This is a genomic window from Methyloceanibacter sp., assembly GCF_041573655.1.
GTDB lineage: Bacteria > Pseudomonadota > Alphaproteobacteria > Rhizobiales > Methyloligellaceae > Methyloceanibacter.
In genome coordinates this window covers 73,055-99,277 of the sequence record NZ_JBFFQD010000001.1, presented here as the reverse complement: position 1 = coordinate 99,277, position 26,223 = coordinate 73,055, and the positions used below count along the sequence as shown (strand labels likewise).

Annotated in this window: 27 protein-coding genes and 1 pseudogene; 10 read left to right on the top strand and 18 right to left on the bottom strand. The window is 63.7% G+C overall.

Annotated elements, in window-relative coordinates; all coding sequences use genetic code 11:
- The first annotated feature begins 1 nt into the window (after position 1).
- Positions 2 to 532, top strand: coding sequence for a gamma-glutamylcyclotransferase (locus tag ABY454_RS00545; protein ID WP_372928208.1), 531 nt, complete (start codon positions 2 to 4; stop codon positions 530 to 532).
- Here the strand turns inward: ABY454_RS00545 and ABY454_RS00540 are convergent.
- The 3 genes from ABY454_RS00540 to mtgA form a co-directional block, all read right to left on the bottom strand.
- Entirely contained in the window at positions 529 to 2,313 is a 1,785-nt protein-coding gene (locus ABY454_RS00540) for an EAL domain-containing protein (RefSeq protein WP_372928207.1), read from the bottom strand. The genes ABY454_RS00545 and ABY454_RS00540 overlap by 4 nt on opposite strands.
- A 312-nt stretch (positions 2,314 to 2,625) precedes the next feature.
- Positions 2,626 to 2,811 carry a 50S ribosomal protein L32 gene (gene rpmF / locus ABY454_RS00535; protein WP_372928206.1) on the bottom strand — a complete coding sequence of 62 codons (186 nt, stop codon included), beginning with the start codon at positions 2,809 to 2,811 and terminating at the stop codon, positions 2,626 to 2,628.
- Positions 2,812 to 2,913: 102 nt separating this feature from the next.
- The gene (mtgA, locus tag ABY454_RS00530; RefSeq protein WP_372928205.1) at positions 2,914 to 3,600 is read right to left on the bottom strand and encodes a monofunctional biosynthetic peptidoglycan transglycosylase; all 687 of its coding nucleotides are present in this window, start codon (positions 3,598 to 3,600) and stop codon (positions 2,914 to 2,916) included.
- A gap of 152 nt (positions 3,601 to 3,752) precedes the next feature.
- Between mtgA and ABY454_RS00525 the strand changes: the two genes are divergently transcribed.
- Both ABY454_RS00525 and ABY454_RS00520 read left to right on the top strand, forming a co-directional pair.
- On the top strand, positions 3,753 to 4,646 hold the full coding sequence (locus ABY454_RS00525) for a polyprenyl synthetase family protein (RefSeq protein ID WP_372928204.1): 894 nt from the start codon (positions 3,753 to 3,755) through the stop codon (positions 4,644 to 4,646).
- Positions 4,647 to 4,676: 30 nt separating this feature from the next.
- On the top strand, positions 4,677 to 5,357 hold the full coding sequence (locus ABY454_RS00520) for a DUF1345 domain-containing protein (protein ID WP_372928203.1): 681 nt from the start codon (positions 4,677 to 4,679) through the stop codon (positions 5,355 to 5,357).
- Positions 5,358 to 5,362: 5 nt separating this feature from the next.
- On the opposite strand, the gene ispG is transcribed toward ABY454_RS00520, so the two are convergent.
- Genes ispG through ABY454_RS00485 form a run of 7 tightly spaced genes read right to left on the bottom strand, consistent with a single transcriptional unit; the run spans position 5,363 to position 10,311 of the window.
- Positions 5,363 to 6,607, bottom strand: a complete 1,245-nt coding sequence (gene ispG, locus ABY454_RS00515) for a flavodoxin-dependent (E)-4-hydroxy-3-methylbut-2-enyl-diphosphate synthase (RefSeq protein ID WP_372928202.1) — start codon at positions 6,605 to 6,607, stop codon at positions 5,363 to 5,365.
- A 48-nt stretch (positions 6,608 to 6,655) separates the two neighbouring features.
- Positions 6,656 to 7,009: a hypothetical protein gene (locus ABY454_RS00510; protein WP_372928201.1), complete on the bottom strand. Its 354-nt coding sequence runs from the start codon at positions 7,007 to 7,009 to the stop codon at positions 6,656 to 6,658.
- A 13-nt stretch (positions 7,010 to 7,022) separates the two neighbouring features.
- Positions 7,023 to 8,060 carry a metal ABC transporter substrate-binding protein gene (locus ABY454_RS00505; protein ID WP_372928200.1) on the bottom strand — a complete coding sequence of 346 codons (1,038 nt, stop codon included), beginning with the start codon at positions 8,058 to 8,060 and terminating at the stop codon, positions 7,023 to 7,025.
- Positions 8,061 to 8,083: 23 nt separating this feature from the next.
- The gene (locus ABY454_RS00500) at positions 8,084 to 8,950 is read right to left on the bottom strand and encodes a metal ABC transporter permease (RefSeq protein WP_372928199.1); all 867 of its coding nucleotides are present in this window, start codon (positions 8,948 to 8,950) and stop codon (positions 8,084 to 8,086) included.
- Positions 8,947 to 9,711, bottom strand: coding sequence for a zinc ABC transporter ATP-binding protein AztA (aztA, locus tag ABY454_RS00495; RefSeq protein WP_372928198.1), 765 nt, complete (start codon positions 9,709 to 9,711; stop codon positions 8,947 to 8,949). The genes ABY454_RS00500 and aztA overlap by 4 nt, the downstream gene beginning before the upstream one ends.
- The gene (locus tag ABY454_RS00490; protein WP_372928197.1) at positions 9,708 to 9,875 is read right to left on the bottom strand and encodes a hypothetical protein; all 168 of its coding nucleotides are present in this window, start codon (positions 9,873 to 9,875) and stop codon (positions 9,708 to 9,710) included. The genes aztA and ABY454_RS00490 overlap by 4 nt, the downstream gene beginning before the upstream one ends.
- Before the next feature lie 25 nt (positions 9,876 to 9,900).
- Complete coding sequence (locus ABY454_RS00485; protein WP_372928196.1) at positions 9,901 to 10,311, bottom strand: Fur family transcriptional regulator; 411 nt, start codon at positions 10,309 to 10,311, stop codon at positions 9,901 to 9,903.
- A gap of 228 nt (positions 10,312 to 10,539) precedes the next feature.
- On the opposite strand from ABY454_RS00485, the pseudogene ABY454_RS00480 reads away from it, so the two are divergent.
- The 3 genes and pseudogenes from ABY454_RS00480 to cydB all read left to right on the top strand — a co-directional run bounded on the left by ABY454_RS00480 (position 10,540) and on the right by cydB (position 14,132).
- A pseudogene (locus tag ABY454_RS00480) lies at positions 10,540 to 11,528 on the top strand (MBL fold metallo-hydrolase).
- A gap of 173 nt (positions 11,529 to 11,701) precedes the next feature.
- The gene (locus ABY454_RS00475) at positions 11,702 to 13,087 is read left to right on the top strand and encodes a cytochrome ubiquinol oxidase subunit I (RefSeq protein WP_372928195.1); all 1,386 of its coding nucleotides are present in this window, start codon (positions 11,702 to 11,704) and stop codon (positions 13,085 to 13,087) included.
- Between the two features lie 10 nt (positions 13,088 to 13,097).
- Entirely contained in the window at positions 13,098 to 14,132 is a 1,035-nt protein-coding gene (cydB, locus tag ABY454_RS00470) for a cytochrome d ubiquinol oxidase subunit II (protein ID WP_372928194.1), read from the top strand.
- Here cydB and ABY454_RS00465 read toward each other — a convergent pair.
- Positions 14,062 to 15,306 carry a glycoside hydrolase family 3 N-terminal domain-containing protein gene (locus tag ABY454_RS00465; protein ID WP_372928193.1) on the bottom strand — a complete coding sequence of 415 codons (1,245 nt, stop codon included), beginning with the start codon at positions 15,304 to 15,306 and terminating at the stop codon, positions 14,062 to 14,064. The two genes, cydB and ABY454_RS00465, sit on opposite strands and share 71 nt — an antisense overlap.
- Positions 15,307 to 15,394: 88 nt before the next feature.
- Between ABY454_RS00465 and ABY454_RS00460 the strand changes: the two genes are divergently transcribed.
- Together ABY454_RS00460 and ABY454_RS00455 are read left to right on the top strand one after the other, a co-directional pair.
- Positions 15,395 to 16,027, top strand: coding sequence for a hypothetical protein (locus ABY454_RS00460; RefSeq protein ID WP_372928192.1), 633 nt, complete (start codon positions 15,395 to 15,397; stop codon positions 16,025 to 16,027).
- Between the two features lie 30 nt (positions 16,028 to 16,057).
- A complete protein-coding gene (locus tag ABY454_RS00455) occupies positions 16,058 to 16,558 on the top strand; it encodes a DUF1772 domain-containing protein (protein ID WP_372928191.1) in 501 nt (166 codons plus the stop codon).
- A gap of 12 nt (positions 16,559 to 16,570) precedes the next feature.
- On the opposite strand, the gene ABY454_RS00450 is transcribed toward ABY454_RS00455, so the two are convergent.
- The 7 genes from ABY454_RS00450 to ABY454_RS00420 form a co-directional block, all read right to left on the bottom strand.
- On the bottom strand, positions 16,571 to 17,758 hold the full coding sequence (locus ABY454_RS00450; RefSeq protein WP_372928190.1) for a glycoside hydrolase domain-containing protein: 1,188 nt from the start codon (positions 17,756 to 17,758) through the stop codon (positions 16,571 to 16,573).
- Between the two features lie 103 nt (positions 17,759 to 17,861).
- Positions 17,862 to 18,518, bottom strand: coding sequence for a lysophospholipid acyltransferase family protein (locus ABY454_RS00445; RefSeq protein ID WP_372928189.1), 657 nt, complete (start codon positions 18,516 to 18,518; stop codon positions 17,862 to 17,864).
- Between the two features lie 10 nt (positions 18,519 to 18,528).
- On the bottom strand, positions 18,529 to 19,473 hold the full coding sequence (locus tag ABY454_RS00440; protein ID WP_372928188.1) for a phosphatidate cytidylyltransferase: 945 nt from the start codon (positions 19,471 to 19,473) through the stop codon (positions 18,529 to 18,531).
- Positions 19,470 to 20,012: a CDP-alcohol phosphatidyltransferase family protein gene (locus ABY454_RS00435; RefSeq protein WP_372928187.1), complete on the bottom strand. Its 543-nt coding sequence runs from the start codon at positions 20,010 to 20,012 to the stop codon at positions 19,470 to 19,472. Before ABY454_RS00435 ends, ABY454_RS00440 begins: the two co-directional genes overlap by 4 nt.
- 84 nt (positions 20,013 to 20,096) lie before the next feature.
- Positions 20,097 to 21,623: an inorganic phosphate transporter gene (locus ABY454_RS00430; protein ID WP_372928186.1), complete on the bottom strand. Its 1,527-nt coding sequence runs from the start codon at positions 21,621 to 21,623 to the stop codon at positions 20,097 to 20,099.
- A gap of 114 nt (positions 21,624 to 21,737) precedes the next feature.
- Positions 21,738 to 22,160, bottom strand: coding sequence for an NUDIX hydrolase (locus ABY454_RS00425; RefSeq protein WP_372928185.1), 423 nt, complete (start codon positions 22,158 to 22,160; stop codon positions 21,738 to 21,740).
- The gene (locus tag ABY454_RS00420) at positions 22,157 to 22,798 is read right to left on the bottom strand and encodes an arylesterase (protein ID WP_372928184.1); all 642 of its coding nucleotides are present in this window, start codon (positions 22,796 to 22,798) and stop codon (positions 22,157 to 22,159) included. Before ABY454_RS00420 ends, ABY454_RS00425 begins: the two co-directional genes overlap by 4 nt.
- Before the next feature lie 72 nt (positions 22,799 to 22,870).
- Between ABY454_RS00420 and ABY454_RS00415 the strand changes: the two genes are divergently transcribed.
- Positions 22,871 to 23,584 (top strand): ABC transporter ATP-binding protein, encoded by a 714-nt coding sequence (locus ABY454_RS00415; RefSeq protein ID WP_372928183.1) that lies wholly within the window; start codon positions 22,871 to 22,873, stop codon positions 23,582 to 23,584.
- Positions 23,581 to 26,157 (top strand): ABC transporter permease, encoded by a 2,577-nt coding sequence (locus ABY454_RS00410; protein WP_372928182.1) that lies wholly within the window; start codon positions 23,581 to 23,583, stop codon positions 26,155 to 26,157. The genes ABY454_RS00415 and ABY454_RS00410 overlap by 4 nt, the downstream gene beginning before the upstream one ends.
- Positions 26,158 to 26,223: the final 66 nt, after the last annotated feature.

The window sequence follows — 26,223 nt, the reverse complement described above, 5'->3', positions numbered from 1 at the left end:
CATGTCTGAATTCTGGGTCTTCGGCTACGGCTCGCTCATGTGGCGGCCGGGCTTCCCGTTCGAGGCTCAGTTGCCGGGCATTTTGGACGGCTCGCACCGCGCGCTGTGCGTCTATTCTGTTTTGCACCGGGGCACCCGCGAAGAGCCAGGGCTCGTCCTAGGGCTGGACCACGGCGGTGCCTGCCAGGGCGTTGCCTTTCGCGTGACGCCGGGCGCGGAGGATGACACCGTTGCTTATTTGCGCGAGCGCGAACAGGTCACTGATGTCTATGTCGAGGCCTATCGGGACGTGCGCCTAGATGACGGCTCAAACCGTATGGTTACAGCGCTGACCTATCTGGCTGACTGCAACCACGCGCAATACGCCGGCCCGCTCTCGCTTGAGGAACAGCTGCGCATTGTGCTCAGATGCAGCGGGCAAGAAGGCGCCAATATCGAGTATGTGCTGAACACCGTGCAGCATCTTGAGGAGCTGGGCGTGCACGACGACATGCTCGCAAACCTCGCCACGCTTCTCAGGCGCGAAGCTTAGCTCGCGGGCTTCTGCGCCTCGCGGCCGTCCTCGTCCTTGGTGAGTTCCGGTGCGCCGAAGAAATAGCCTTGCATGTACGAGACACCGGCCTTTTCGAGCAATTGCACGGTCCGTTCATCGCCGACCCATTCGCCAACGGTGACAACACCGAAGCTTCGGGCCAGGTCTATCAGCGTGCGCACGAACATCTCGTCTTCCGCGTTCGTGCCGAGATTTTCGATGAACGAGCCATCGATCTTGACCATGTCGAAACCGAGGTCCCGCAAGGAGCGGAACGAGGTGTAGCCCGCGCCGAAATCGTCGAGCGCCACGCGGCACCCCAACGTCTTCAGCGAGGACACAAACTCGATGGCGGCCTTCACGTCGGAAATGGCCGTCGTCTCCGTGATCTCGATGGTAATCCGTTCGAGGATGGACCGGTCTTTGCCCGTGAGGCTCTCAAGCGCCGAGATCCACTCCGGATTTGTCGTCGTGGCGGCAGACACGTTCAGCGCAAGCTTGACCTTCGGCATGGTACGCAGGAGTTCGATGGCGAGTTCCAGAACGCGATGGTCGATGAGCTTGGCGAGGCCAAACTGCTCGGCCACGGGAATGAACTCACCCGCGCTCACCACCGAACCATCCATGCGCCGCATGCGTAGGAGGCATTCGTATAGCTCGGGCTCGTGGCTCCGCGAGGTCACGATGGGCTGAAGCGCGATCATCATGCGGCGATCGTTGAGCGCGCGGATGATGTCGTCGGCAATGGCGACGTTTTGTTTGCGCTCGGTTTCCTTGCGCTCGCACGGAACGTAGAAGCTGAACTGGTCGCCGCGATTGACCCGCGCGACATCCAGCGCGCTCAGCGCGCGTCCAACGGCGTTCTGCGCGCCGGTGGCATCGTCCGGCAGGATCACCGCGCCAATCGAAATCGTCGCAGCCACCGCGCCCACGCTCGTGTCCAGGATGCTGTCGCCGATCGCCGCCATGAGGCGCCGCGCGATGGCCTCCACGCCTTCCGCCTTGCAGTTGTGCAGGACAAGGCCGAACTTGTTGGACGAGAACCGGCCGATGCAGTCCTTGCCGCGCAGCACGCGGGCCAGCCGCTTGCCCACAATGGTGATCACCTCGTCGCCGACGTCGAAGCCATAGGTCTCGTTGATCAATGTAAGGTCGTTGACGCCCGCAAGCAAAAAGGCCCCGTTGGCAGGCGATCGTGAGGTGTTGGATAGAAGGTCGCCAAGCGCTTCGGTGATGCGGGCACGGTTCAGCTGACCTGTAAGCTCGTCGTGGCCGGAAGCGGGCTGTGTGCGATCTTCCTGGCGGCGATCTTCCATGACCCTCAGCGTGCCTTGCGCCTGGACGGGCCGCCCGTCGGCATCGGTAAAGCAAACGCCGGTATCTTCGACCCAAAGCGCCGGTTTGCCGCGGCGCCCGTCGGGCAAAAATCGGTAGTGAAGCGCATAGCGTCGCGCGGCACCCGGCTCGGCACGTGGCGCACCCGTGACCCCGTCATAGCGTGCGCCGGCATGCTCCGGATCGATATGTAGAGCGAAGGCGCGGCCCTTGCCGAGCTTGCCCATGTCGGCCACCTCCAGCATGGTTCCGGCGTTGTCCGCCCACTCGATCGTGTCGGTGTTGAAATCCCAACGGTAGGCGGTGGCGCTCACGCTCTCCAGGACTTGTGCGATATCCAGCGGGGCGCCGCTCTCAGTGCAGGCGTCCGGGTCGGAGACGTCTCCGGCAGACTCGCTCGACGGCATGGCGCCGCCCGCAGAAACTTTGTTTGAAGACTCAACCACTCGACGCCCCCTTAGCCCCTTTGACCCACGCTGCGTGGCCAATGGACCTGCGCATGGAGCACCTTTTTAGGTGCCTGATCGTTGACCGGGAGACTAAGCGAAGAGGCTTAAGAAAGCCGAAAACCAGCCCTTCAGCCGGGCGTTCGCGCCGCAGAAATGCGGGCTATGCTCGTTAAGGCAGCGCCTTTCGTGCGAATTGGTTGACAAACGGTTGAGGGACCGAAGTGTGGCAGACAAACGAAAGCACTCCGGGCTCAAGAAGCCCGGAGCGATCAAAACCGCAAAAGAACCCGGTCTTGGTGACCTCGGCCCTTATGCCTCTTCCTTGATGACGATCACCTGACGACTACGGTAGCGGCCGGACTTCAGGTCGATGTGGTGCGGCCGGCGAAGCTCGCCGGAGTCCTTGTCCTCGACGTAAGCCGGCGATTGCACCGCGTCATGGGCGCGCCGATTGCCACGCTTCATGCGGGACACTTTTCGCTTGGGAACAGCCATTATTCTAAACCTCTGGGCGCCTGCCGCATCGTGCGGGAGGCCTGTCGTGGCGCCCTTATAGTGGCAATCGAGCCCGGTGGCCAGTGGCGATAACCCACCTTTTTAGGGCTTCAGGACGCAGTCTGCCCGCTTGGAGATATAGGGCAGGCGCCGCTGAACGGCACTGGCGATCAGGCGCATTTTGCGGTTCGGACGGGCCGGATTGCGGGCATGCGGGTTGGGCAGGGCCGCCGCCAGCAGGACGGCCTGGCGCCGCGTCAGGCGTGAGGCGGGCTTGCCGAAATACCGCCGGCTCGCGGCCTCGGCGCCATACGTATGGGGGCCCCATTGGGCGATGTTGAGATAGACCTCCAGCATCCGCCGTTTGGGCCAGAGAGTGGTCATGGCGTAAGCCAGCGGCACCTCCAGCGCCTTGCGGACATAGTTGCGCCGCTCCCAAAGATAGAGGTTCTTGGCAACCTGCATGGGGATGGTGCTGGCGCCGCGCACCGCCTTCAGGCTCTTGGCCTTGTTGATGACTTCCCGCACCGCGCCCCAATCGACCCCGCGATGATCGCAAAAATTGCCGTCTTCGCTGGCGATCACCGCAAGCTGAAGATTGGGGGAGATCTTCTCGAGCGGCACCCATTGGCGGTGCAGCGTCCCGCCGCGCAGCTTGTCCACGACCATGGTGGCCGTGATCGGCGGATTGACGAAGCGGAACAGCACGATCGAGACGAGCACCGCGCCCGCAAGAATGGCGGCGGCGAGTCCTAACCGGGCCAGCAATAGGCGCCATCTGCCGTCCATGCGCTTCTTGCTGCGTTTCTGAGCCCCTGAACCCGCCGATGCCGCCATGGGACCGGGTTCTACCAATCCGGAACGGCGTCGGGCAACAGGCGGAGGCCTGGATTTGCACCGGCGGTTTGCGGCCCTGGCCCGCCTCCGCTATCCCTTCGGCAATGACGTTTCTCGAAGACCTTGACCGCACCGCTTGGGCTGTGGAGCAGCGTCTCGGCGAAATCCTCGCCGCGCGCGACACGACCCCGCCGGGAGGCGCCGAGCTCGCCGAAGCCATGCGCTATGGCGCGCTGGGCGGAGGCAAGCGTCTGCGCCCCTTTCTGCTGATTCAGTCGGCAGGCCTGTTCGGCGTTCCGCAAGCGTCCGCGCTCGACACCGCTTGCGCGCTCGAATGCGTGCATTGCTATTCGCTCATCCATGACGACTTGCCCGCCATGGACGACGACGACCTGCGCCGTGGCCGCCCCACACTGCACGTCGCTTTCGACGAGGCGACGGCCATTCTGGCGGGCGATGCGCTGCTGACCCTCGCCTTCGAAATCGTGTCGAACCCGCAAACCTGCGAGGATGCGGAAACCCGCGCCGAGCTCATCCATGTGCTGGCCAAGGCGAGCGGCTGGCGCGGCATGGCGTTGGGCCAGGCGCTCGATTTGGCCGCCGAGCGGCGCGCGTTTACGCCGGAGGAAACCGCTTCGATGCAGGCGCTGAAGACCGGCGCACTATTTCGCTTCGCCTGCGAGGCAGGCGCCATGCTGGGCCGGGCGGACGCGAGCTGCCGCGATGCGCTTCTGGCCTACGCCAAGGCGTTCGGCCAAGCCTTCCAGCTCGCCGATGACCTGCTCGATGCGCAAGGGGACGCAGAGGCAATGGGCAAGGCGGTGGCCAAGGATGCCAGCCGCTGCAAGGCAACCCTGGTGGCGTTGCTCGGCATCGACGGCGCCACCGCGCATCTCGCAGGCCTCGTCGCTGAAGCCGAGAATGCGCTCAAGCCCTTCGGCGAGGAGGCCGCGACGCTCATCGACGCGGCGCGCTTCGTGGCCGAACGCCGCGCTTGAGACAATAGGCGAATCCGGGTCGAATGGCGCATGGCTACCAAGCCCGCCCCGCAGCATCGCTTCCGGCGCACGCGCGTTTCGCGCTTTCTCCAGGCGCGCTGGCGGTTTGTCTTCGCGGTGGCCGTGGGCGTCACACTCGGGCTGTTGCTGCCGGGCGATCATGAGATCGCATCACGCTTCCTGATCGGCTTTGACGCAGGTGTCGCGCTCTATCTTCTGCTGGTGATCGTCATGATCGTGCGGTCGGACCCGGACCGCGTGCGCCGGGAATCGCCGCTTCAGGACGATGGCCGCGTCGCCATTCCCATTCTGACGGTGGCCGCCGGCATGATGAGCCTCGGCGCCATCCTTCTTTGGCTGCAATCGGCTCCGGCGAGCGACACCATTGAGCCCGGCCTTCTCGCGCTGTTATTCGCCACGACGTTGCTCTCGTGGCTGTTCATTCACACCATGTTCGCGCTGCACTACGCGCATGAGCATCGCGGGAAAGGCGGCGGCATGCGCTTTTCAGGCGGAGGCTCGCCCGGCTATTGGGACTTCGTCTATTTCGCCTTTACCATCGGTACATCGACGGCGGTGTCGGACGTCGCGATAACGTCCCGCACCATCCGCCAGACGGTGACGGCCCATGGCCTCGTCGCCTTCGTGTTCAATGTGACGATGATCGCTTTGACGGTGTCGATCGCGGGCGACGCGATCTCGATCAAGTAGCGGCCCTACTCCGCAGCGCTGCGGCCGGCCCCGCTCTGTCCGTAGCGCTGCTCGATATAGTCCAGCACCATCTGCTTGAATTCGGCGGCGGCGCCCGGGCCTTTCAAAGTCTTCACTTTCTTGCCGTCGATGAACACCGGCGCGGCGGGCGCCTCGCCCGTACCCGGCAGCGAGATGCCGATATCGGCGTGTTTGGATTCGCCGGGGCCGTTCACGATGCAGCCCATCACTGCGACGCTCAGATTTTCCACACCCGGATAGCGGCGCTTCCACTCCGGCATCTGGTCGCGAATAAAGTCCTGGATGTCGCGGGCAAGCTCCTGGAACGTCGTGGACGTGGTGCGCCCGCAGCCGGGACAGGCTGCAACCAACGGCACGAAGGCGCGAAAGCCCATACTCTGCAGCAGCTCCTGCGCCACCTTGACCTCAAGCGTGCGGTCGCCGCCCGGCTCCGGCGTCAGCGAGATGCGGATCGTGTCGCCGATGCCTTGCTGCAGCAGAACGGATAGCGCCGCCGACGAGGCAACGATGCCCTTGGAGCCCATGCCGGCTTCCGTGAGCCCCAGATGCAGCGCAAGGTCGGAGCGCGCGGCAAGCATCGCATAGACGGCGATCAGATCCTGCACGGCGGAAACTTTCGCGGAGAGCACAATCTTGTCCGCACCCATGCCGAGCTCTTGGGCGCGCTCTGCCGAGAGCAGCGCCGACTGCACGATGGCCTCGTGCATCACCTCGCGCGCATCCTTCGGATCGTCGCTTGTAGCGTTCTCATCCATCAGCCGCGTCAGCAAGTCCTGATCGAGACTGCCCCAATTGACGCCGATGCGGACCGGCTTGTCGTGGCGCAGCGCAATCTCGATGATCTGCGAGAACTGCTTGTCGCGCTTATCCTTGAAGCCGACATTGCCGGGGTTGATGCGATATTTCCCCAGCGCCTCCGCACAGGCCGGATGCTCGGCGAGCAGCGTGTGGCCATTATAGTGAAAGTCGCCGATCAGTGGCACGTCCACGCTCATCGCATCGAGCCGCTCGCGGATCGTCGGGACCGCGGCGGCAGCTTCCGCCCGGTCCACCGTCACGCGCACCAGCTCGGAACCCGTGCGGGCGAGCGCCGCCACTTGCGCGACCGTGGTCTCCACGTCCGCGGTATCCGTGTTCGTCATGGACTGAACGACGATGGGCGCACCGGCACCCATGACGACGTTTCCGATCCGAACGGGGACGGTGGATTTGCGCGGCTTGATCTCCATGGGGGGAGGATACATCACATTTTTGGAGGCCGCGCTACTGCGCCGAACTCAAGCGTTTCCGCGCCTTTTCCGAAACGTTAGGACAGCATCGGCCAGCAGCGCGGCCATAGCCACGGCGGCAGCGGCAGCCAGCGCGGTCCCGATATCGGGCGTGCGGTCCGGGGTGAGCCCTTGCGCCGCTTCAAGACCGACCGCGACCGGCAGCAACACGGCCGCCACGAGCATAGGCCGCGGCCAGATGAGGCAGGCGAGCAGCGTCAGCGCGAAGAAGACGAGAAAGTGCTCCACCAGCCAGTGCAGCCCGAGCCGAACCTGCCAGTCAGCCGGCGCGAGCGTGGCGTAGAGAATCGCGGCACTGAGCCCCGCCAGCAACAACCACAGCCATGTCCGGCGACTGGGCACGTCATCCCTCGTCCTAAGACGACAGCGCCGCGGTCAGCGCTCCGACGTTATGGCGGAACATGTCGAGATAGGTCGGCGCGGGGCCGTCCTTGTCCGACAGCGCGTCCGAATAGAGCACGCCGCCGACCTTCGCGCCGGTCTCGCGCGCGATCTGATCGAGCAGCCGCCGGTCGGTAATGTTCTCGATGAACACAGCCGGGATGTTCTCTTTACGGATCTGCCGGATGATCTTGGCGACGTCCTGTGCCGATGCTTCGCTCTCGGTGCTCACGCCTTCAGGTGAAATCACCTCGATGCCGTAGGCGTCTGCGAGATAGCCGAAGGCGTCATGAGAGGTAATGATCCGGCGGCGAGACTGCGGCAAGGCCGCCAGCGCCGCCTTCGCCGCTTCGTCTTCTTTCTTTAGCGCCGCCAGATATTTCTCGGCGTTAGCCTCATACACCGCCTTGCCGTCCGGATCGGCAGCGATCAAGCCGTCACGGATATTGGCGACGTAGACCGCGCCATTGGCAAGGCTCTGCCAGGCATGCGGATCGGCGTCCTCGTCGTCGTGATGCTCCTCGGCAGCCGCGTGCTCCTCATGACCGTGCTCTTCTTTGGCATTATCTTCGTGGTCATCATGATCGTCGTGACCTTCTTCCTTGGCGTGGGCATCGTGATCGTCATGCTCGTCAACCTCACCGCCATGATGGTGATCGCCGGCCATTTCGAGCGGCGCGACACCCTTGCTCGCCACCACGGTCTTACCCTTGAAGTCGGACGATTTTTCCAGCCGTTCCATCCAGCCTTCGAAGCCGAGACCGTTCACGAAGAACAACTCGGCGCCGGCAAGCGTCTTGGCGTCGGCGGGCGTGGGACTAAATACATGCGCATCACCGTTGGGGCCGACCAGCGTCGAGACCTCGACGCGGTCGCCTCCCACGGTCTTCACCATGTCGCCGAGAATGCTGAACGAAGCGACGGTCTTGAGTTTGTCGGCGGCGTGCGCTGATGCCGACACACCGAGCAAGAGCGCCGCGGCGGCAAGTGCAGTGATACGAGAACGCATCATTGAAAACTCCATGGGGTAAGAGATCACGCTTCCAAGTGCTTGCGCGGCATGAGTCCCCAGAGGACGCCGCCCCGGATACCGACAAGCATCGAGAGAAAATAGAAGACGCCGCAGGCCAGAATCACGGCGGGACCCGTCGGCACGTTGAAGTGGTACGAGATCAGCAGCCCGGCAAGGCTCGACAAGACGGCCGAGGCGACGGCAACGGCAACCATCCCGGCAACGTCTTTGGCCCAGAACCGCGCGGCGACGGCCGGTAGCAACATAATGCCCACCGCCATCAGCGTGCCGAGCGCCTGGAACCCGGCTACGAGATTCAGCACCACGAGCACGAGAAACGTGAGATGCGTAGGCCAGCTCATGCGGCTAACCGAGCGCAGAAACTGCGCATCGAAACACTCGAGCACGAGCGGCCGGTAGATCACGGCGAGCGTGACCAAGGACACCGTGGCGATTGTGGCAATCAACAACAGTGCGGGATCGTCCAGCGCCAGCACCGTGCCGAACAACACGTGCAGCAAGTCCACGTTGCTGCCTTTGACCGAGACGAGCAGCACGCCGAGCGCAAGCGATACGAGATAGAAGCCCGCGAGGCTCGCGTCCTCTTTTATGATAGTGGAGCGCGCCACGAGACCCGCGGCGAGCGCCACCGCGAGCCCTGCGGCAAACGCCCCAAGGCTCATGGCGAACAAGGAAAGTCCCGCCAGCAAATAGCCGATGGCGGCGCCCGGCAGCAGCGCGTGGCCCATAGCATCGCCCATCAAACTCATACGCCTCAGCACGAGAAAAACGCCGATGGGCGGAGCGGTGAGCGAGATCGCCATGCAGCCCACCAGCGCCCGGCGCATGAAGGAGAACTCGATGAAGGGCGAAACCAGAGCGTCGATCATACCGCCTCGCGCTCTAAACTCTCATCGCGCGCGCACACATCGGCGTGCGAATCGAATGCCATCTGGCGAGACTTGGCCAGGTTCTCCTGTGTGAGAACCTCGGCCGTGTCGCCCCACGCCACCACCTCGCGCGCCAGAAGAAGCGTGCGCGGGAACGACGCGCGCACCTGCTCGATGTCGTGCAACGCCGCGAGCACGGTGCGGCCTTCCCCGTGCCAGCGTTGGATCAATTGGATGAGATCCTCCACGGTCTTGGTGTCGACCGCACGGAACGGCTCGTCGAGCAGGATGACCGCGGCGTCTTGTAGAAGGAGCCGTGCGAACAGCACACGCTGAAACTGCCCGCCCGACAGCGACCCCACGGGCCGGTCGGCGAGCTCGGTGAGCCCCACCGTGTGAAGCGCACGCGCCACGTCTTGTTCCTCGCGTGCATCAAGCCCGCGCCAGGCGCCTATCTCACGCCACAGCCCCATGGCCACACAGTCGAACACGCAGATGGGGAAGGAGCGGTCGATCTCGATAACCTGCGGCAGGTAGGCGATGTCGTGCTTGCGCAGGCCATGGAGATCGAGACTGCCGCCGAGTGGCTTCAGCTCTCCGACAATGCCCTTCAGCAAGGTCGACTTGCCGGCGCCGTTCGGCCCGACAATGGCGAGGAGCTCACCCCGCGCCACCTCGCCGGTGATGTGATGCACCGCCGGGTGCCGGTCATAGCCGAGCGTCAGATTGTGAAAGCTGATTGCGGGCGAAGGCGTTTTCATGTGAGCGCCCAATAGACGGCGAGCCACAAAATGGCAGCGGCTACCGCGACAAGCGCAAGGCGTGCAGCAAGCGAGGCGCGGAGCAGCGACGGCGCGCGGGGCGCCTCGGTGCCGTCATCGCGCGTGACGAGCGCGCGTTCCACTGCTTCCTGCGACGATGCCAATTGCGTTCCTTTCAAACGATTCCGGCTAGGCGGCGCGGCAATGGTCGCAAAGACCGGCGATCTCGACCGTCACCTTTTCCGGCGTGATTTCGTCGGGCGCCAAACCGAGCAGCGCCGCCTGATCGTCGTCGGACAGCGAAATCTCCACCACCCTGTCGCAAGCCTTGCAGATGGCGAAGGCGAACTTGCCGTCGCACACGCCGTGGCCGCAGGCGACGAACGCCGAGCGGGATTGCAGCCGGTGCACCATGCCCTTGCGCATGAGGTCGTTCAGCGCCCGGTAAACGGTCGGCGGATGGGAGATCCCGGCTTTGCGCACCACATCCAGGATGGCATAGGCGCTCATCGGCTCGCCCGTCTTGCGCAAACAGGCCAGGATCTTGCTTTGATTGTGCGAGAGCTTGGGCTCGGGATGGTGGTGATGGGCCGCGTTCATATTGCATGATATAACATAACATTCGCGGGCGCGGTCAAGGCGAAAGGAGCACGGTCTCGTGGATTCTTGCGTCGAATGAGCTACCGCCGCCTCAAACAGACGGGGGCGGCCCCAGCCTGATCTTGCCGAGGCTGGGCTTGGCCGGCGCGTTGCGCATAGCACGTTCATACAAGTCGCAGCGGGCACTCTCCAATAGGATCGTGAGCAACGATAGGGAGGAAAATGTCCATGCCGCGTTCTGATCTCAGCCGCCGCGCGCTCCTGGCCGCGGGCGGAGCGCTTGCCGTGGCACCCGTTGCCAATGCCCTTCGCGCAAACCCTGCGGCAGCGGCCGCGCCAATGCTAGGCCGCGATGAGCCGACCCACTACCGCTTCAAACTTGGCGACTTCGAAGTGACCATGATCGCCGATTCCGACGCCTGCGTTGACGGGCCCTGGCCGCTCATCGGCGGCAATACCAAGCAGGCCGATGTCCAACAGCTCATGCAAGCCAACCTGCTTCCACCCGACAGGTACCGGCCAGGCTTCACGCCCATGGTCATCAATACTGGCAACAAGATCCTGATCTTCGATACCGGCAACGGCGAGCGCGGCTTCGTCCCCCGCCCTGCCGGTGGCTGGCTGGCGACGCAACTTGCGCCGGCGGGGATCCAGCCGGAGCAGGTCGACGTCGTGATGCTATCGCATGGCCATCCCGATCACATCGGCGGCGTGCTGGAAAAGGGCAAGCCGCTCTTTCCCAATGCGCGCTACGTGACAGGGGGATCGATTACGACTACTGGAGCGGCGACAAGCCCACAGGCGATCTGGCGAAACATGCGGCCCACTATCGCGACTACGTCGTGCCCTTCGCCGAGAAGACGACATTCCTGAAGCCAGGCGACAATGTCGTGCCCGGCATCCGCGCCATCGAGGCATACGGTCATACGCCGGGCCATCTCGGTTTCAACATCGAAAGCAACGGCAAGCGAAAGGTGTTCTGGGGCGATTGCGCCCACCACCAAGTGGCTTCACTGGCGCGGCCCGACTGGCATTGCGTGTTCGACGTCGACAAGGAGCAAGCGGCGAAGACCCGCGCGCGCATGTTCAACATGGTAGCCGGAGACCGCGTGGCCGTCAGCGGCTTCCATATGCCGTTCCCCTCGATCGGCTACATAGAGCGGCGCCCGGACGGCGGTTATCGCTGGCTCACGCACTCCTATCAGTTGATCGACTAGCCTCGTTTCGCGTTTGATCCCGCCGCGGTTCCGGCAAGCAATCTGTGCATGTCAGCCGTGGCGGCGACGGCCTCCTAGTCTTCGTCGGGAAACCCGTCTAGTCTTGCCCTAACAATTGTGAGTCGTACGAGAATGGCGACCTAACGACTGGGCAGGGTGGGAACCGAAGGATCATGTCCGAACTCGATCCGCTACTTCTCTCGCGCATCCAATTCGCCTTCACGATTTCCTTCCACATCATCTTTCCGTCATTCACAATTGGCTTGGCAGCCTGGCTAGTCGTGCTCGAGGGACTGTGGCTCAAGACCGGCAAGCAGATCTACGCGGATATCTCCCGCCACTGGATCAAGATCTTTGCCGTGTCGTTCGGCATGGGCGTCGTCTCCGGCGTGGTCATGTCGTACGAGTTCGGCACCAATTGGAGCGAGCTGTCGCGCCGCGGCGGCAATGTCATTGGCCCGCTCTTGTCATACGAGGTGCTGACCGCCTTTTTCCTCGAGGCTGGTTTCCTCGGCATCATGCTGTTCGGCCGCGAGCGCGTGCCGAAATGGGTGCACTTCTTCGCCACCTGCATGGTGGCGCTCGGCACCGCCATCTCGGCCTTTTGGATTCTGTCCGCCAATAGCTGGATGCAGACGCCGCAAGGCTTCCGCGTGGACGAGGCGGGCGTGCTGCACGTCACCGATTGGTGGGAGGTGATCTTCAATCCCTCCTTCCCCTACCGCCTTGCCCACATGTTGGCGGCCGCGTATCTCACCACGGCCTTCGTGGTCGGCGGCGTCGGCGCTTGGTACGTTCTCAAGAACAAGTCCGTTCCCCATGGCCGCATCATGCTCGGCATGGCGCTCAGCTTGATCGTCTGGCTTGCGCCATTGCAGCTTGTCATCGGCGACTTGCATGGGCTCAATACGCGCGAGCATCAGCCGGCCAAAATCGCCGCCATCGAGGCGCATTGGGAGACCAAGCGTGGCGCGCCGCTCGTTTTGTTCGCTTGGCCCGACGTCGAGACCGAAAGCAACAAATACGAGATCGCAATCCCCGAGCTCGGTAGCTACGTGCTCACCCATGAATGGGATGGGGAGGTGCGCGGGCTGAAATCCTTCCCGCCGGAAGACCGGCCGGACCCCGTCATCCCGTTCTTCTCCTTCCGCATTATGGTCGGCATCGGCTTCATCATGATCGCGCTTGGGCTGATCGGCGCCGTGCTGTGGCTGACGGGCCGGCTCTACACCACACGCTGGTTCCTGCACGCCATGACCTGGGCCGCGCCGCTCGGCTTCATCGCCGTGCTCGCCGGCTGGTTCGTAGCCGAAGTGGGACGCCAGCCGTGGGTGGTCTACAACGTGCTGCGCACGGCGGATGCCGTCTCGCCCGTGCCCGGTGGCAGCGTCCTCACCTCCATCATCTTGTTCGTCATCGTCTACGGCATCGTGTTCGGCGCTGGCGTCTACTACATGGGCAAGCTCGTCGCGAGCGGTCCCGAGCAGACGCCGCCAGTGCCCGGCAAAGACGAGACGGATCTATCGCACAGACCGCTTGCCGCGGCCGGAAACCCCTGAGGCCGGAGCGATGACACCCACAGCCGTCGACATGACCCAAGTGCTTCCCGTCCTGCTGCCGCTGGTGTGGGCCGCAATCCTGGCGCTTGCCGTATTCCTCTATGTGCTGCTCGGCGGCTACGATCTCGGACTTGGCGTGCTGTTCCCGCTGGCCCCGTCCGACCGGGATCGCGATGCCATGATGGCGTCCGTCGCCCCGTTCTGGGATGGCAACGAAACCTGGCTCGTTCTCGGCGGTGGCGGTCTCCTCGCGGCCTTTCCGCTGGCCTATTCGGTGATGCTGCCGGCTCTCTACATCCCGCTCATTCTCATGCTGTTGGGGCTGATCTTGCGCGGCGTCGCCTTCGAGTTCCGCTTTAAGTCGAACCGTTCCCGCTGGGCTTGGGATCTCGCCTTTGCCGGCGGCTCGACCCTCGCCGCACTCATGCAAGGCGGCGCGCTCGGCGCCTTCGTGGAAGGCTTCGCCGTCACCGACAACCAGTTCTCCGGCGGTGCGTTCGACTGGCTGACACCGTTCTCCGTGGTCACCGCGGTCGCAACGCTGGCGGGTTACGTGCTGCTCTCCGCCGGCTGGCTCATCATGAAAGCGGACGATGCCTTACGCGACTGGGCCTACGGCGTGGCGCGCTACGCGCTGATCGCCGTTGCGCTCTTTATCGCGATCTTCAGCTTGTGGACGCCATTCCTGCATCCGGAGATCGGCGAGCGCTGGTTCTCGCCGGGGAACATCATCATGTTCTGCCCCGTGCCGCTTCTGACCGCGTTTTCCGTCTTCAGCCTATGGAAGGGGATCGAGAAGCGCCAGCGCTACACACCGTTCCTATGGGGCGCCGCGATCTTTCTACTCTGCTATGTCGGGCTCGCGGTGAGCCTGTTTCCCTTCATCATCCCGCCGGACATCACGATCTGGCAGGCCGCCGCCGCGCCGGACTCCCAGCTCTTTATGCTGTACGGCGCCATACCGCTGCTGCCCATCATCCTGGGTTATACGGCGTACTCGTACTACGTGCTGTGGGAAGCGCCTTCGAGCGACGCGTATCACTAGTCCCCGTTTCAGCGAGCGTCTTGTTCTTCAGCCGCCGCTTGAGGCGCATCACGCGGTCATAGCTTTGCGCAATGCGCGTACCCGATAGGGTTCCGTCGCATACCGCCTTCACCACCGCACTGTGGAGCTTCACGCCAAGCTGCGGATCGCCGCCATCGATATTGGAGAACACCACGACATCGCTGCCCGCCTTGATGGCCATGACAGCGAGCGCCTCGCGCGAGGCCTTGTCCTCCACCGCACCCATTTCCAGGTCGTCGCTGACGATTACACCATCGAAAGCGAGCCAGTTCTTGTTGCGCAATGCGCCTGCCGCCTTGACCGAGAGCGACGCCGGCCGCTTCTCCAAGTCGCTGAAGCGCGGGTGATAAAGATGCCCGATCATCACCGCATCGAGTAGGCCCTCTTTGGCAAGCCGGCGATAAGGCTCCAGCTCAACCTCGCGCCAGGTCGCCGAGATGTCGGGAAGCCGTTTGTGGCTATCGGTGCGGCTAGAACCATGCCCCGGAAAGTGCTTGGCGACGGTCGCGACATTCACCGCGCGATGCGCCTTGATGAACGAGGCCGCGTGCGAGGTCACCGTATCGGGGTCGGCACCGAAGCTTCGCCCCCGCGCGCCGATCACGGGGTTCCATGGATTGATATCGAGATCGACGACGGGACCGAGATTCATGTTGAAGCCGGTATCCGCCAGCGCAGTGGCCATGTCGCCGTAGAACCGCTCGACGGCCTCCGGCTCTGCGTAGCTTGGATTGCGGCCGACATGCTTGGCGGACGAATACCACTGATAGCCGTTCCAGCGATTGAGCCGCTGCACCGCACCGCCTTCTTGGTCGACGGCGATGAAGGGACGCGGTGTGGAGCGCGCATTGCGCAAGAAGGCGATGAGATTTTTCACCCGCGTCCGCGACGCGATGTTTTCCGAGAACAGAACCACGCCGCCGATCGTTCCTGTGTGGAGTTGCGCGCGGATCGCCCGAACCCCTTCGTCGTTCTCATCGTCGCCGTGAAAGCCCACCATGATCACTTGCCCGGCCATACGTTCCAGCTCGGGCGTCCCGCAGGATGGCGCGCGCGACACGCCGGACATGGCGGCCGTAGCGCAAACGGCGCCGAGAACGATGACGGCGTTCAGCGCGAAGGTCGAAAGGAACAAGAACTTCCGAGTCTGCATGACGGTCAGGTTAGGGATTAAATTTGCCGCGATTGTGAATAGACTTACCCGCGACCCGTTGGACGATAGACTGGAGGAGACGCGCGCCATGTACCGTACCACCATCCTGGCCCTGCTCGCGCTCGGACTCGGCGCGTTTTCGGCAAGTCCCGCCGCCGCGGAGCCGGAAGCTCCAGCGGAAGCCGAAGCGGGAACGGAAGCGGAAGAAGGGCCCACGGACGAGGACTTCGCCAAGAGCTTGATCGGCAAGGACTATGAGGGCAGCCTCGAGATCGAGGGATGGCTCGATTTCGGCGGTGGCCTCGTCGCCCCGCCGATCTATGTGCACCACTATCAGCGCGAGGACGGCAAATCCCTGGTTCTGACCAGCAAGGAGACGGGCGGCGCCAGGTTTCAGGTGATCGACACGCGGATCATCCCCAAGCCCTGGAAAGGCTATGTGGTCTCCATCGCCTGCATGAAGGGGGACGACTTCACCTTGCGCTTTATTGGCGACGCCAGGGGGCCGGACTCGAACGAGTGGTGGAGCGAGGTGCGCCGCGCCTGGGAGGTCGCCGTACCGAAGCCTGAGCCGGAAGAAGACGCGGAGGCCGAGGCGGAGAGCAAGGCCGAGGGCGAAGCAAAGGCCAAAGCCGAGGCCAAGAGCGAGCCCGAGATCGATCCGGGCAAGATCACCAAGGCCAACACCCGCGGCATCAAGTGCGCCAACCCGAACTGGTAGCCACCGCGGAATCGTGCGAGTACCCGATTCATGCAGCAGCTCCTATTCGTGGTGACGCTTCTGGCGGCGCTGGGCGTGGCGATCCTTGCCGGTAGCTTCTTCTCCTTCTCCGCCTTTCTAATGCGCGCGCTTCAAGGTCTATCGGCCGAGCGAGGCATTGTCGCCATGCAGGCCATTACAGCCGCAATTCGCAAGCCCCTCTTTCTGACCGTGTTCTTCGGCACGACTGCACTATGTGCCGTGCTAGCAGGCATAGCGCTTCTACGATGGGGGGCGCCTGGGTCTTGCTATCTGCTGGCCGGGACACTGCTTGTTCTCGCAGGCCCCTTCGCCATCACTATGATGCAAAACGTGCCGCTCAACACGCAGCTCGCGGCGGCTACGCCGGACACAAAAGACGGCCGCGATTTTTGGAAGCGCTTTCAAGCCTCGTGGGGCATGTGGAACCATTTGCGCACCGCCACCGCACTCCTCGCCTGCGTGCTCCTTATCTTGGCGCTGGCTGAGATGGGCAATCCGTTCGGCGGTTGATGGCGGACGCCGTCAGGGACAAACCGCGCGGCGCCGCGCGGCCTGGTTGCCGATGTAATGCGGCTTGGCCGAGAACGATCGCGACAGGTTGTCGATGCGCGTCCAACCGTCGAACGTGCCGTCGTCGTCATAGTCCACGCGCACCAGCACCCCGTTATGCTCGCCGATGCGCGCGGTATTAGCGTAGCAGATTTGCGCGATAAGCCCCCGCGTCAGCCTCGGCTCACAACGCTTGAATCCCTTGCTGCAACTCTCGGTGCTCGCCAGCGGCCCCGGCGGCAAATCGCCGGTGGCGCGGATCAGCGCATGGCCGTTGCAGGCAAACCGCCGCTGATTGTAGATCGCCTCGGTGCGTGCCGGCGGCACCATGTAAGGCCCGTCACGCGTCCAGAAGCCGATCGATTGGCCGGCAAAGGCCGCGTTTTGAATGTCGGTATCGAGCGCGAGCCCGCCGCGGCATTTGCTGCCCTTTCGCCGCGCGAACCATACCTTGTCCGTCCAGCTCTGGAAGAGATTCCACTGTCCTGAGTTGTGGAACTCCGTGGAGCCGGCGAAGGATCGCGAAGCCGACAACCAAGTAAAGTCGGCAAGGCCGTGCTGCTTCAGGTGCATCAGCGCATCGCCGCTGCCATAGGCGCCGACGAGATACCCTTCGGCCTTGAGCACGCGGTTCAGCACGGTGAAATACTCGATCATCTTTTTTGCGGTGGCGCTGTCGGACCGGTCAAAGTTGAAGTCCACGCCGAAATAGATCGCGCTATTGGGCGGCTGGCGCATCGCCTTGGCCTGGGCGATGGCGGCGCGCGCATCGAGTGTCGCTTCCATCTTGGCGGTATGCGGCGGGTTGGCAGGGCGTTTACATGCGCCGTCTTTAAGCGTGAATAGCTTGCCGTGTCGCGTAAGGCTCTTGCCGCGGAACTTGTGCTTGCTGCTCGAGAGGTATTGATAGATCGACAGTACCGCGAAGCCGTGATCGAGGATGGCATCGATCTCGCTTCCCGGCTGACCCGCCGCGCCATTGTCGATAAGCCGTTTTCCTGCCCATTGCGCACAGCGTCCGTAATAGCGGCCGATCACCCGAACGCCCGCATCCCATAGCTGGGGCAGAAACGGCGTCACGTTGGTCGAGGTGTCGATGATGGCGACAAGCCCCGGATCGTCCTGGGCCGCGGCACCAACGGGAGCAAGCAGGATCGCCATCAGAACCAAGGCTGTGCGGCGTATCGGCAAAAGCGCGGTTCCTCTTGAGGGACGACTCACTCCGAACGCTTGATCGAATCGTGACACAGAACGGGCTTTGCAGCTACTCCCAGCGAGGCGTCGTCTCTTCCGCCGCGAGCGCGGCAAGGCGCGCCTCGAAGTCCTTCATGAATGATTTGTACGTGCCGGCCCCATAAAGCGGCTCGCCCACATTGACCGTCACATTGAACGGCACCAGGAGTGACGAGCCCTTCGGCAATGCCTTGCCGAGCCCATGCATGTAGATGGGGAAGACGGGCACGCCGGGCCGCGCGCACGCCAGATGCCCGATGCCTCTTTTAAGCGGCCCCAACGTCTCCGGATCGCCGCGCGAGCCTTCGGGAAACAGCACCAGGATCTCGCCGCGGTCCAGCGCCTCTTCGCAAGCGGCCAACGGATTGCCACCCTTCTTGGCACTACCCCGCTCCACCGGAATGATGCCGATGATGTTGGTCACGAACCAGCCCTTCGCCTTGCTGGTGAAGAAGTAGTCCACCGCCGCGACCGGGCGCAGTTTTGGCAGGAGCTTGAGCGGCATCAGCGACATCAACGCCAGTGCATCGAGGTTTGAGTTGTGGTTGGCCGCAAGCACGGCGGGGCCGTCCTTCGGCAGCCGCGCGCGGTTTCGAACCGTGAGCCCCAAACCCACAAGGATCGCCGCACGCACGACGACGGCGAAGAACAGGAATCGCGCCAAGCGGATCAGCGGATTCGTGCTCATGGCGCGATCCTCATGACGCGAAGAAATGGCGGAAGAAGTGGAAGAAGGCAGGTGCCGCATAAGTCAAGCTGTCGATGCGGTCGAGGATACCACCATGGCCGGGGATCAGGCCGCCGGTATCTTTGACACCGAGATCGCGCTTCACGGCCGAGATGGTGATGTCGCCGAGGAAGCCCGCAATGCCGAGGACCGCACCCGCAGCGGCCGACCACGTATGGTCCATCGGCGTCAGATATGGCCCGAGAACCGCAGCCAGGGCGGTCGTGGTCAGCACGCCGCCGATCAGCCCTTCCCACGTCTTCTTTGGGCTGACATTGGGCGTCACCTTGTGGCAGCCGAAGAGCTTTCCCCAAGTGTATTGGGCCACGTCGTTGAACTGGGTCAACACCACGAGGAAGAACAGCAGTCCGACGCCGCCTGCGACTGGGTTATGACTCGCGCCCAACACGAGCAGCATGGCCATGTGACTCAGGCAGAAGACGGTGAGCATCAGCCCCCAGGACAGCGTGCCCACCGCAGCCAAAAAGCCTTTCGTGTCGCCGCGCAGCGCCATGAGCGCCGGGAAGAACAGGAAAAGCCACACTGGTACGAAGACGATGAACATGCCGTACCAGTCGGTCGCGGCCCAATAATATTGGATGGGAATGGCGAGATAGGCGAACAGCAGAAGCCCGCGGTCGATGCGCCGCGTGGGGATCAGCGACAGATATTCCTTCAGAGCCAGGTACGAAATGAAGGCGAGAAAGACGATGGCCACTGTGGTGTCGAGGACAATGGCGAGCGTGAACGCGCCGATCATCCACCACCACGAGGCGGTCCGGCTCACCAGCTCGTCGTAATGGCCGGGACGCCGCCACCGCAAGAAGAGCACCAGCGCAGTTGCCAATGCCAAGAGTGCCCAGACACCGGCGGTGGCGTAGACGACATGCTCCGGCAGACCAAACATCGTTCTCATGACGCGGCCTCGGCGACGATGCGGCGCGCACGGTTGATTACGGTGAGCGCCGACAGTGCCAGAAGAATGCCGAGATAGACGCTCGTCCACAAACCGGGCGCCAGCCCCAACCCAAGCAGCACCGCGAGTAGCCCGAGCGCGAACGCACGGTCACTTTTGCCGAACGGCCCATCATAGCGGCGCGACGCCTTGACCATCGGCCCGAGCGCGCCCGTCATCTCGGCGACAATGCCGGCGACCACCACGAGCACGACAAGAGCGGGGTTCACACCAGGCACAAGCGCGAAAGGAAGATAGAGCGCGGCGTCGGCCAGGACATCGCTCAGTTCATTGAGAACCGCGCCCGTGACGCTCGCTTGACCGTGCTCCTTCGCCATGATTCCGTCGATGGCATTGAGCGCCATGCGCACGAACAGCGTCAGGGGAAGAAGGAGAAGCGGCAAGGCCTCGCCCGGCCGCAGCGCAATCCACAGCCCTTGCGCCACGCTCAACAGCAGCGCCGCCACGGTGACCGCATTGGCACTGACACCGGCGCGCACAAGCCATGCAGCCAGCGGGCGCAGCAGCGCCTGAAATTTCGGCTTCAGATCGTAGATGGTCGTCAGCTTGCCGCCTCGGAACCGTTAGCGCACCCAGTCTACGGCAAAGAATATCATCGCTGCCAACGCAGCGGCAGAGGGCACCGTGATGGCCCACGCGGCAATGATGCCCACGAAATGTGAGCGCCGCACAAGCTTGCGGCGGCGCAGTTCGTCCGGCGTGGTGGGAGATTTCCGGGAGACAGGCGCATGACGCTTCTCCTTGAGGACGTAGTAGCGCCGCCGGCGGCTGCGCGCCGTGTAGTACTCGCGGAAGAAACCGACGCCGAACACCGCTCCCACCACGATATGCGTGGTCGAGACCGGCAGGCCGAGCTGCGAAGCGAAGAGCACGGTGCAAGCGGCCGCTAGCGCGACGCAGAACGCACGCATCGGGTTCATCTTGGTGATCTTCTCACCGACGATCCGCACAATACGTGGTCCGAATAGGAACAAGCCAAGGCTGATGCCAACTGCACCGATCAGCATCACCCAGAAGGGAACGCCGACTTCACTGAGCAACGTCCCCGACTCCGCGCTATTCAAAATGGCGGCGAGCGGGCCGACGGCATTCGCGACATCGTTGGAGCCGTGCGCGAAGGAGAGCAATGCCGCCGAGGCGATGAGCGGCACATGGAAGAGTTTGCGCAAATCCTGGTTGCGGTTTTCCATCCCTTCGGACTGCGCGCGAATCCAGGGTTTCGCCGCCAGGTACACGAGCCCGTAGACTAGGATGCTAATCGTGGCGATGGCGGGCAGGCCGGGCGTCCAGACGCGCTTAAGCCCCTTGATGGCGAGATAGGCGGAGAACACCGCCGCCATGAGAGCCACCAGCACAGGCACCCAGCGGCGTGCCGCGGCGATCTTGTCCTCTTGGTAGATGAGATTGATCTTGATGAAGGCGAGAATGCCAGCGGCGATCACACCGCCAATGATCGGCGAGGTCAGCCAGCTGGCGAAGATCGAGGTAACGATCACCCAATCAACGACATCGACACCGACCGCCGCGAGGCCACCGCCCAGCACACCGCCGACAATAGCGTGCGTGGTCGAAACCGGCGCACCCAAGACCGTGGCCAAGTGCACCCATAGCGCCGAGGCGAGCAAGGCGGACATCATTACCCAGACGAACACTTCGCTGCTCGGCACTGCTGCCGGATCGATAATGCCTTTGGAAATTGTCTTGACCACATCGCCGCCGGCGATGAGAGCGCCCGCGCATTCAAAAATTGCGGCGATGACAAGCGCGCCCGTCATGGTCAGCGCGCGGGCACCGACCGCGGGGCCAACATTGTTGGCGACGTCATTGGCACCGATGGTCAATGCCATGTAGCCGCCGATAACCGCGGCTACAATCAGAATAATGGCGTTGTGGCTGGCGCCAATTTGGCTACCGGCCAGTGCGCCGGCAGTCGCCAGAAAGAGCGCGGCGATGCCGAGCGCGAACCTGTTGCTGGAGACGGTCCGGGTCGCGTCCTCCAACCGCTCGATCTTGCGCAGATCCTTGTCGAGGGACGTCTTCCGGACCTTGTCCGGACCCACGCCTGTTGCGCTTTCGTCCGGCGATGTCATCCGCTTGAGTTCCTGAGATCCGTCACAAAGCGGTCATACGGGGTCTTGCCGGACGCCACAACAGTGCCGGGGTTTTTTCAACGCTTTGTGTGGACGAACGAGTCCTCGCCGCTCCTAGGCGGCCTTTAGCCGGAAAAAATCACGTAAGACTGCCGCCAGCTTGCCGTCGGCTACAAGCGACGCGGCCTCTTCCGGCGAAACCCAGAGGATTTTCCGGGCCGACTTTTCAGGCCAATCCAGATACTGACAGCGCGCGTGAAGCAGGTAGACATCGACGGTGCATTTGGCCCAGGAGAACAGATGCAACCGCTTGGTGTAGTCGAAGGCGCCGAGCGGGCGCGCATCCACCTCGCCCTCCACGCCTGCCTCCTCGGCCGCTTCCCGCGCGGCAAGGTCCGCATCGGCCACGCCCAGTTTCGGCCAACCCCTGGGGATCGTCCAGCGGCCACGGCCCCGCGTGGTCACGAGGAGGACCAAGGGCCCATCCTTCGTCTCCGCGACCGGAAGCGCCGCGACTTGTTTCAGAGGTGTGCTCATCCGCCTGCCTTCGCCAGCAGCGCATCGACCTTCGGCGTGATCTTGTCCACCACCACGGCGACGCCTTTGCCGTTCGGGTGGATGCCGTCCTTTTGCATCAATTCCTCGTTGAGCGCGACGCCGTCGAGAAAGAAGGGATAGAGGATCACATCATACTGCGCGGCGAGCTCTGGAAACATCGCACCGAACGCTTCCACATAGTCTTTGCCCAGATTGCGCGGGGCCTCCATGCCGGCGAGCAGCACCGGCAGCCCCTTGGCCTGGATCTTCTCGATGATCTCGGCGAGGGCCGCTTTGGTCGCCGCAGGGGGCAGGCCTTGCAGCGCGTCGTTGCCGCCAAGCTCGACGATGACCGCGTCCGCGTCCTCCGGCAAGGCCCAATCGAGCCGCTGTAGCGCGGCGCGCGAGGTGTCGCCCGAAACGGCAGCGTCCACCACGCGCACTTGTGTCCCCTTGGCGCGCAATGCCGCCTCCAGCTGCGCCGGGAAGGACTGGTTCCGCGGCAGACCAAGCCCTGCGACGAGACTGTCGCCCAACGCCACAATCACGATCTCATCCGTTTCGGCGTGCGTGGCCGACGCACAAAACCCGATCAAGGCTGCGGCGAGAAGGCTCAGGAAGGCGGCGCGAAGTTTCATCTTTTGGACCTGTTTGCCATTCTCTATTGCGGCTAGGCTCCAAGCCACGACAAAGCGGTGATTTGCCCGACCATGGATCAGCCCCTGAAGCAACGCCCCGCCATAGAGCTTGAAGGCGTGCATGTCACCCTGCCGTCCCGTGCCGGCGCGGTTGCGATCCTGCGTGGCATCGATCTAACCGTGTCATCGGGCGAAGCTATGGCGGTGGTCGGCCCCTCGGGCTCCGGCAAATCCACGCTGCTGATGGTGATCGGCGGCCTCGAGCGGGCCACATCTGGCCAAGTGACCGTCGTTGGGACGGATTTCGGCGCCCTCGACGAAGACGGCCTGGCTCGGCTTCGCGCGGGTAAGATCGGCATCGTGTTCCAGTCTTTCCATCTGGTGCCCACCATGACGGCAATCGAGAACGTGGCGCTGCCGATGGAGTTTCTCGGCCAGGACGACGCCTTCGCCGTGGCCAAGGAGGCCTTGTCCGAAGTCGGACTATCGCATCGCGAGGACCATTTTCCCGGACAGCTCTCCGGCGGCGAGCAGCAGCGCGTCGCCATTGCCCGGGCGCTGTCCACCAAACCGTCCCTCATCCTGGCCGACGAGCCTACGGGCAATCTCGACCAGGCCACGGGCGCGGCGGTGATGGATCTCTTGTTCGAGCTGAAAGAGCGCACCGGCGCGACATTGCTTCTCATCACGCATGACAGCGACCTCGCCACGCGCTGCGACCGTATCGTCAGCCTCGCAGACGGCCGCATCGTTGCGAACAGCGACACCAAAGCGGACGCGTCGTGACGTCTGCCGCCACGACAACGGCGGCGCCCGTAAACGCCGCGCAAACTTCGCTCGCCTTTCGCATTGCCTTGCGTGAGCTGCGCGCCGGCGCCAGCGGCCTTGTGGTCTTCGTCATATGCATCGCGCTCGGCGTTGCCGCGGTGGCCGCCATCGGCTCACTGGCGACGGCTTTCGACAAGGCGCTGGCGAACCAGGGGCGGCTTTTGATCGGCGGCGATCTTTCCTTCGAGGTGATCCATCGCCAGGCGAGCGCAGGCGAGATGACTGCGCTCAAAGAGCTCGGCGAGATCAGCGCGTCCGCAAGCTTCCGCGCCATGGCACGCGCGCCCGACGGCAAGAGCGCGCTTGTCGAGGTGAAGGCGGTCGATGCGCCCTACCCGCTCTATGGCGAGGTCGCGGTCGTGGAGCCGCGAGGCGCCGGCCCGCTTTGGCGAAAACCCGACGTCGTGCTTGCCCAACAGATTCTCCTCGACCGGCTTGGACTGGACATCGGCGATTCCCTCAAGATCGGCGAGGCCGAGGTTACGATCGGCGGCGTGCTCGGCGATCAGCCCGACCGCCTAGCCGACCGGCTGTCCTACGGTCCGAAAGTCCTGATGTCCCGTGACACGCTGGAGAAGACCGGACTGGTACAGCCGGGCAGTCTCATCCGCTGGACCTATCGCCTGAAGTTGCCGGACGATGCCGGCGTCGACCGCGACAAGCTTACCGCCGCGCGCAAAGACATGGAGACGAAGTTTCCGCAAAGCGGTTTCTCCATCCGCGACTGGACGGACCCGGCGCCATCAATGCGGCGCGATGCGGAGCGCTTTACCCAGTTCATCAACTTCGTGGGACTGACCGCGCTTCTGCTTGGCGGCATCGGCGTCGGCAATGCCATCCAAAGCTACATGGCCAAGAAGCGCGAAGTCATCGCGACGTTCAAATGCGTCGGCGCCACAAGCGGGCTGGTGCTCAATGTCTATCTGATTCAGGCCTTGATGCTCGCCGCAATCGGTATCGTCATTGGTCTCGTGCTCGGCGCGTTCGCCCCCATTGTCATTGCGACGCTTTACGAGGACACGCTTCCCATCAGGCTTGCGGTCGAGCCGCATCCCATGCCGCTCATCGTGGCGGCGCTCGCCGGGCTCCTGACCATGGTGCTGTTCGTGCTGTGGCCGCTCGGCCGCGCCAGCCGCATTTCGCCCGCCGTGTTGATGCGCGCCCATCTCACCGAAGAGCGCGAGCGGTCGACGACCGCGTTCGCGCTCGGCTCGGCCGCGGCGGGGCTGGCCCTATTCGTGCTCGCCATTGCCGCTTCCGAAGAACGTCTTGTCACCGCGGCGATTTCACTGGGGATCCTCGCCGCCTTCGGACTGCTGCTTGGCTTTGGACTTCTCGTGCAGCGCCTCGCGGCACGCTATCGCCGCACCAAGCCGCCGGCCTGGGGGCTCGCGCTCGCCAGTATCGGCGCGCCAGGCTCGCTCGCCCGATCCATCGCCGTGTCGTTGGGGCTGGGACTCGGCCTTCTCATCGCCGTGGCCCTGATCCACCACTCGCTGATCACCGAGATTGAGAGCCATGTGGAGGTCGACGCGCCCGCCTATTACTTCCTCGATGTCGAGCCCGGCGATTTGGCGACCTTCGAGCAGACGACCAAGGAGATCCAGCCGAAGGCAAAGACCGACAACGCGCCCATGTTGCGCGGCCGCATCGTCAAGCTGAACGGGGTGTCCGTGGACGACGTCGAAGTCAAGCCGGACGCGCGTTGGGTCCTCGCCGGCGACCGGGGGCTTACCTATACCGATACAGTGCCGGGCGCCTCGAAGGTCGAAGAAGGCGAATGGTGGCCGAAGGACTATGACGGACCGCCGCTGGTCTCCTTCGACGGCGAGCTCGCCAAGGGTCTCGGTCTGAAGCTCGGCGATCAGATCACCGTCAACATCCTCGGCCGCAACGTGGAGGCCAAGATCGCGAGCTTGCGCAAGATCGACTGGGAGTCGCTTGCTATCAACTTCGTCATGGTGTTTTCACCCAACACACTGCAAGGCGCACCGCACCGACTGGTCACCACGCTGGAACTGCCCAAGGGCACCGACCCGGACGAGGAAGCCAAGATCATTCAATCGCTCGCCGAGCGCTTTCCCCTCGTCACCGCCATCAAGATCGGCGACATCGTCGACGCGGCCAAGGCCATGCTCGAAAAGCTCATGGGTGCAATCCAAGCAACGTCCGGCTTCACGCTGCTGATCGGCGCCGCGGTCCTGGCTGGGGCGGTATCCGCCGGCCAGCAGCGCCGGAAATATCTGGCTGTGCTCTACAAGACGCTCGGCGCCACGCGCGGGCTCATCGTCAAGGCCGAGCTGCTCGAGTTCGGCGTGCTCGGGCTCGCCACGTCGCTGCTGGCGATCCTCATCGCCACCATCACCGCCTGGGCGCTATGCACCTTCGCCTTCGACATCGAGTTCAAGTTCGCGCCGCTCGCCGCGGCCGCGACCATCGGACTGGCGCTGGCGCTGGTTCTTATCGTGGGCGCCTTCACCACCTGGCGGGTGCTTTCGGTCAAGGCGGCGCCCTATCTGAGGTCCGAATAGGCCCCGAGCACTGGACCTCATAGGCATTTCCGATTGATGGGACACACTCTCTTCATCTTGCAGAAA

Bases quoted from the DNA above. Each gene is read 5' to 3' on its own strand.
- ABY454_RS00465 (WP_372928193.1), bottom strand. From the start codon at position 15,306: ATGCAGACTCGGAAGTTCTTGTTCCTTTCGACCTTCGCGCTGAACGCC.
- ABY454_RS00455 (WP_372928191.1), top strand. From the start codon at position 16,058: ATGCAGCAGCTCCTATTCGTGGTGACGCTTCTGGCGGCGCTGGGCGTG.
- ABY454_RS00420 (WP_372928184.1), bottom strand. From the start codon at position 22,798: ATGAAACTTCGCGCCGCCTTCCTGAGCCTTCTCGCCGCAGCCTTGATC.
- aztA (WP_372928198.1), bottom strand. From the start codon at position 9,711: ATGAAAACGCCTTCGCCCGCAATCAGCTTTCACAATCTGACGCTCGGC.
- ABY454_RS00430 (WP_372928186.1), bottom strand. From the start codon at position 21,623: ATGACATCGCCGGACGAAAGCGCAACAGGCGTGGGTCCGGACAAGGTC.
- rpmF (WP_372928206.1), bottom strand. From the start codon at position 2,811: ATGGCTGTTCCCAAGCGAAAAGTGTCCCGCATGAAGCGTGGCAATCGG.
- ABY454_RS00425 (WP_372928185.1), bottom strand. From the start codon at position 22,160: ATGAGCACACCTCTGAAACAAGTCGCGGCGCTTCCGGTCGCGGAGACG.
- ABY454_RS00545 (WP_372928208.1), top strand. From the start codon at position 2: ATGTCTGAATTCTGGGTCTTCGGCTACGGCTCGCTCATGTGGCGGCCG.
- ABY454_RS00415 (WP_372928183.1), top strand. From the start codon at position 22,871: ATGGATCAGCCCCTGAAGCAACGCCCCGCCATAGAGCTTGAAGGCGTG.
- ABY454_RS00485 (WP_372928196.1), bottom strand. From the start codon at position 10,311: ATGAACGCGGCCCATCACCACCATCCCGAGCCCAAGCTCTCGCACAAT.
- ABY454_RS00500 (WP_372928199.1), bottom strand. From the start codon at position 8,950: ATGATCGACGCTCTGGTTTCGCCCTTCATCGAGTTCTCCTTCATGCGC.
- ABY454_RS00520 (WP_372928203.1), top strand. From the start codon at position 4,677: ATGGCTACCAAGCCCGCCCCGCAGCATCGCTTCCGGCGCACGCGCGTT.
- ABY454_RS00475 (WP_372928195.1), top strand. From the start codon at position 11,702: ATGTCCGAACTCGATCCGCTACTTCTCTCGCGCATCCAATTCGCCTTC.
- ABY454_RS00440 (WP_372928188.1), bottom strand. From the start codon at position 19,473: ATGAGAACGATGTTTGGTCTGCCGGAGCATGTCGTCTACGCCACCGCC.
- ABY454_RS00460 (WP_372928192.1), top strand. From the start codon at position 15,395: ATGTACCGTACCACCATCCTGGCCCTGCTCGCGCTCGGACTCGGCGCG.
- ABY454_RS00450 (WP_372928190.1), bottom strand. From the start codon at position 17,758: ATGGCGATCCTGCTTGCTCCCGTTGGTGCCGCGGCCCAGGACGATCCG.
- mtgA (WP_372928205.1), bottom strand. From the start codon at position 3,600: ATGGACGGCAGATGGCGCCTATTGCTGGCCCGGTTAGGACTCGCCGCC.
- ABY454_RS00445 (WP_372928189.1), bottom strand. From the start codon at position 18,518: ATGAGCACGAATCCGCTGATCCGCTTGGCGCGATTCCTGTTCTTCGCC.
- cydB (WP_372928194.1), top strand. From the start codon at position 13,098: ATGACACCCACAGCCGTCGACATGACCCAAGTGCTTCCCGTCCTGCTG.
- ABY454_RS00525 (WP_372928204.1), top strand. From the start codon at position 3,753: ATGACGTTTCTCGAAGACCTTGACCGCACCGCTTGGGCTGTGGAGCAG.
- ABY454_RS00505 (WP_372928200.1), bottom strand. From the start codon at position 8,060: ATGATGCGTTCTCGTATCACTGCACTTGCCGCCGCGGCGCTCTTGCTC.
- ispG (WP_372928202.1), bottom strand. From the start codon at position 6,607: ATGGAGATCAAGCCGCGCAAATCCACCGTCCCCGTTCGGATCGGAAAC.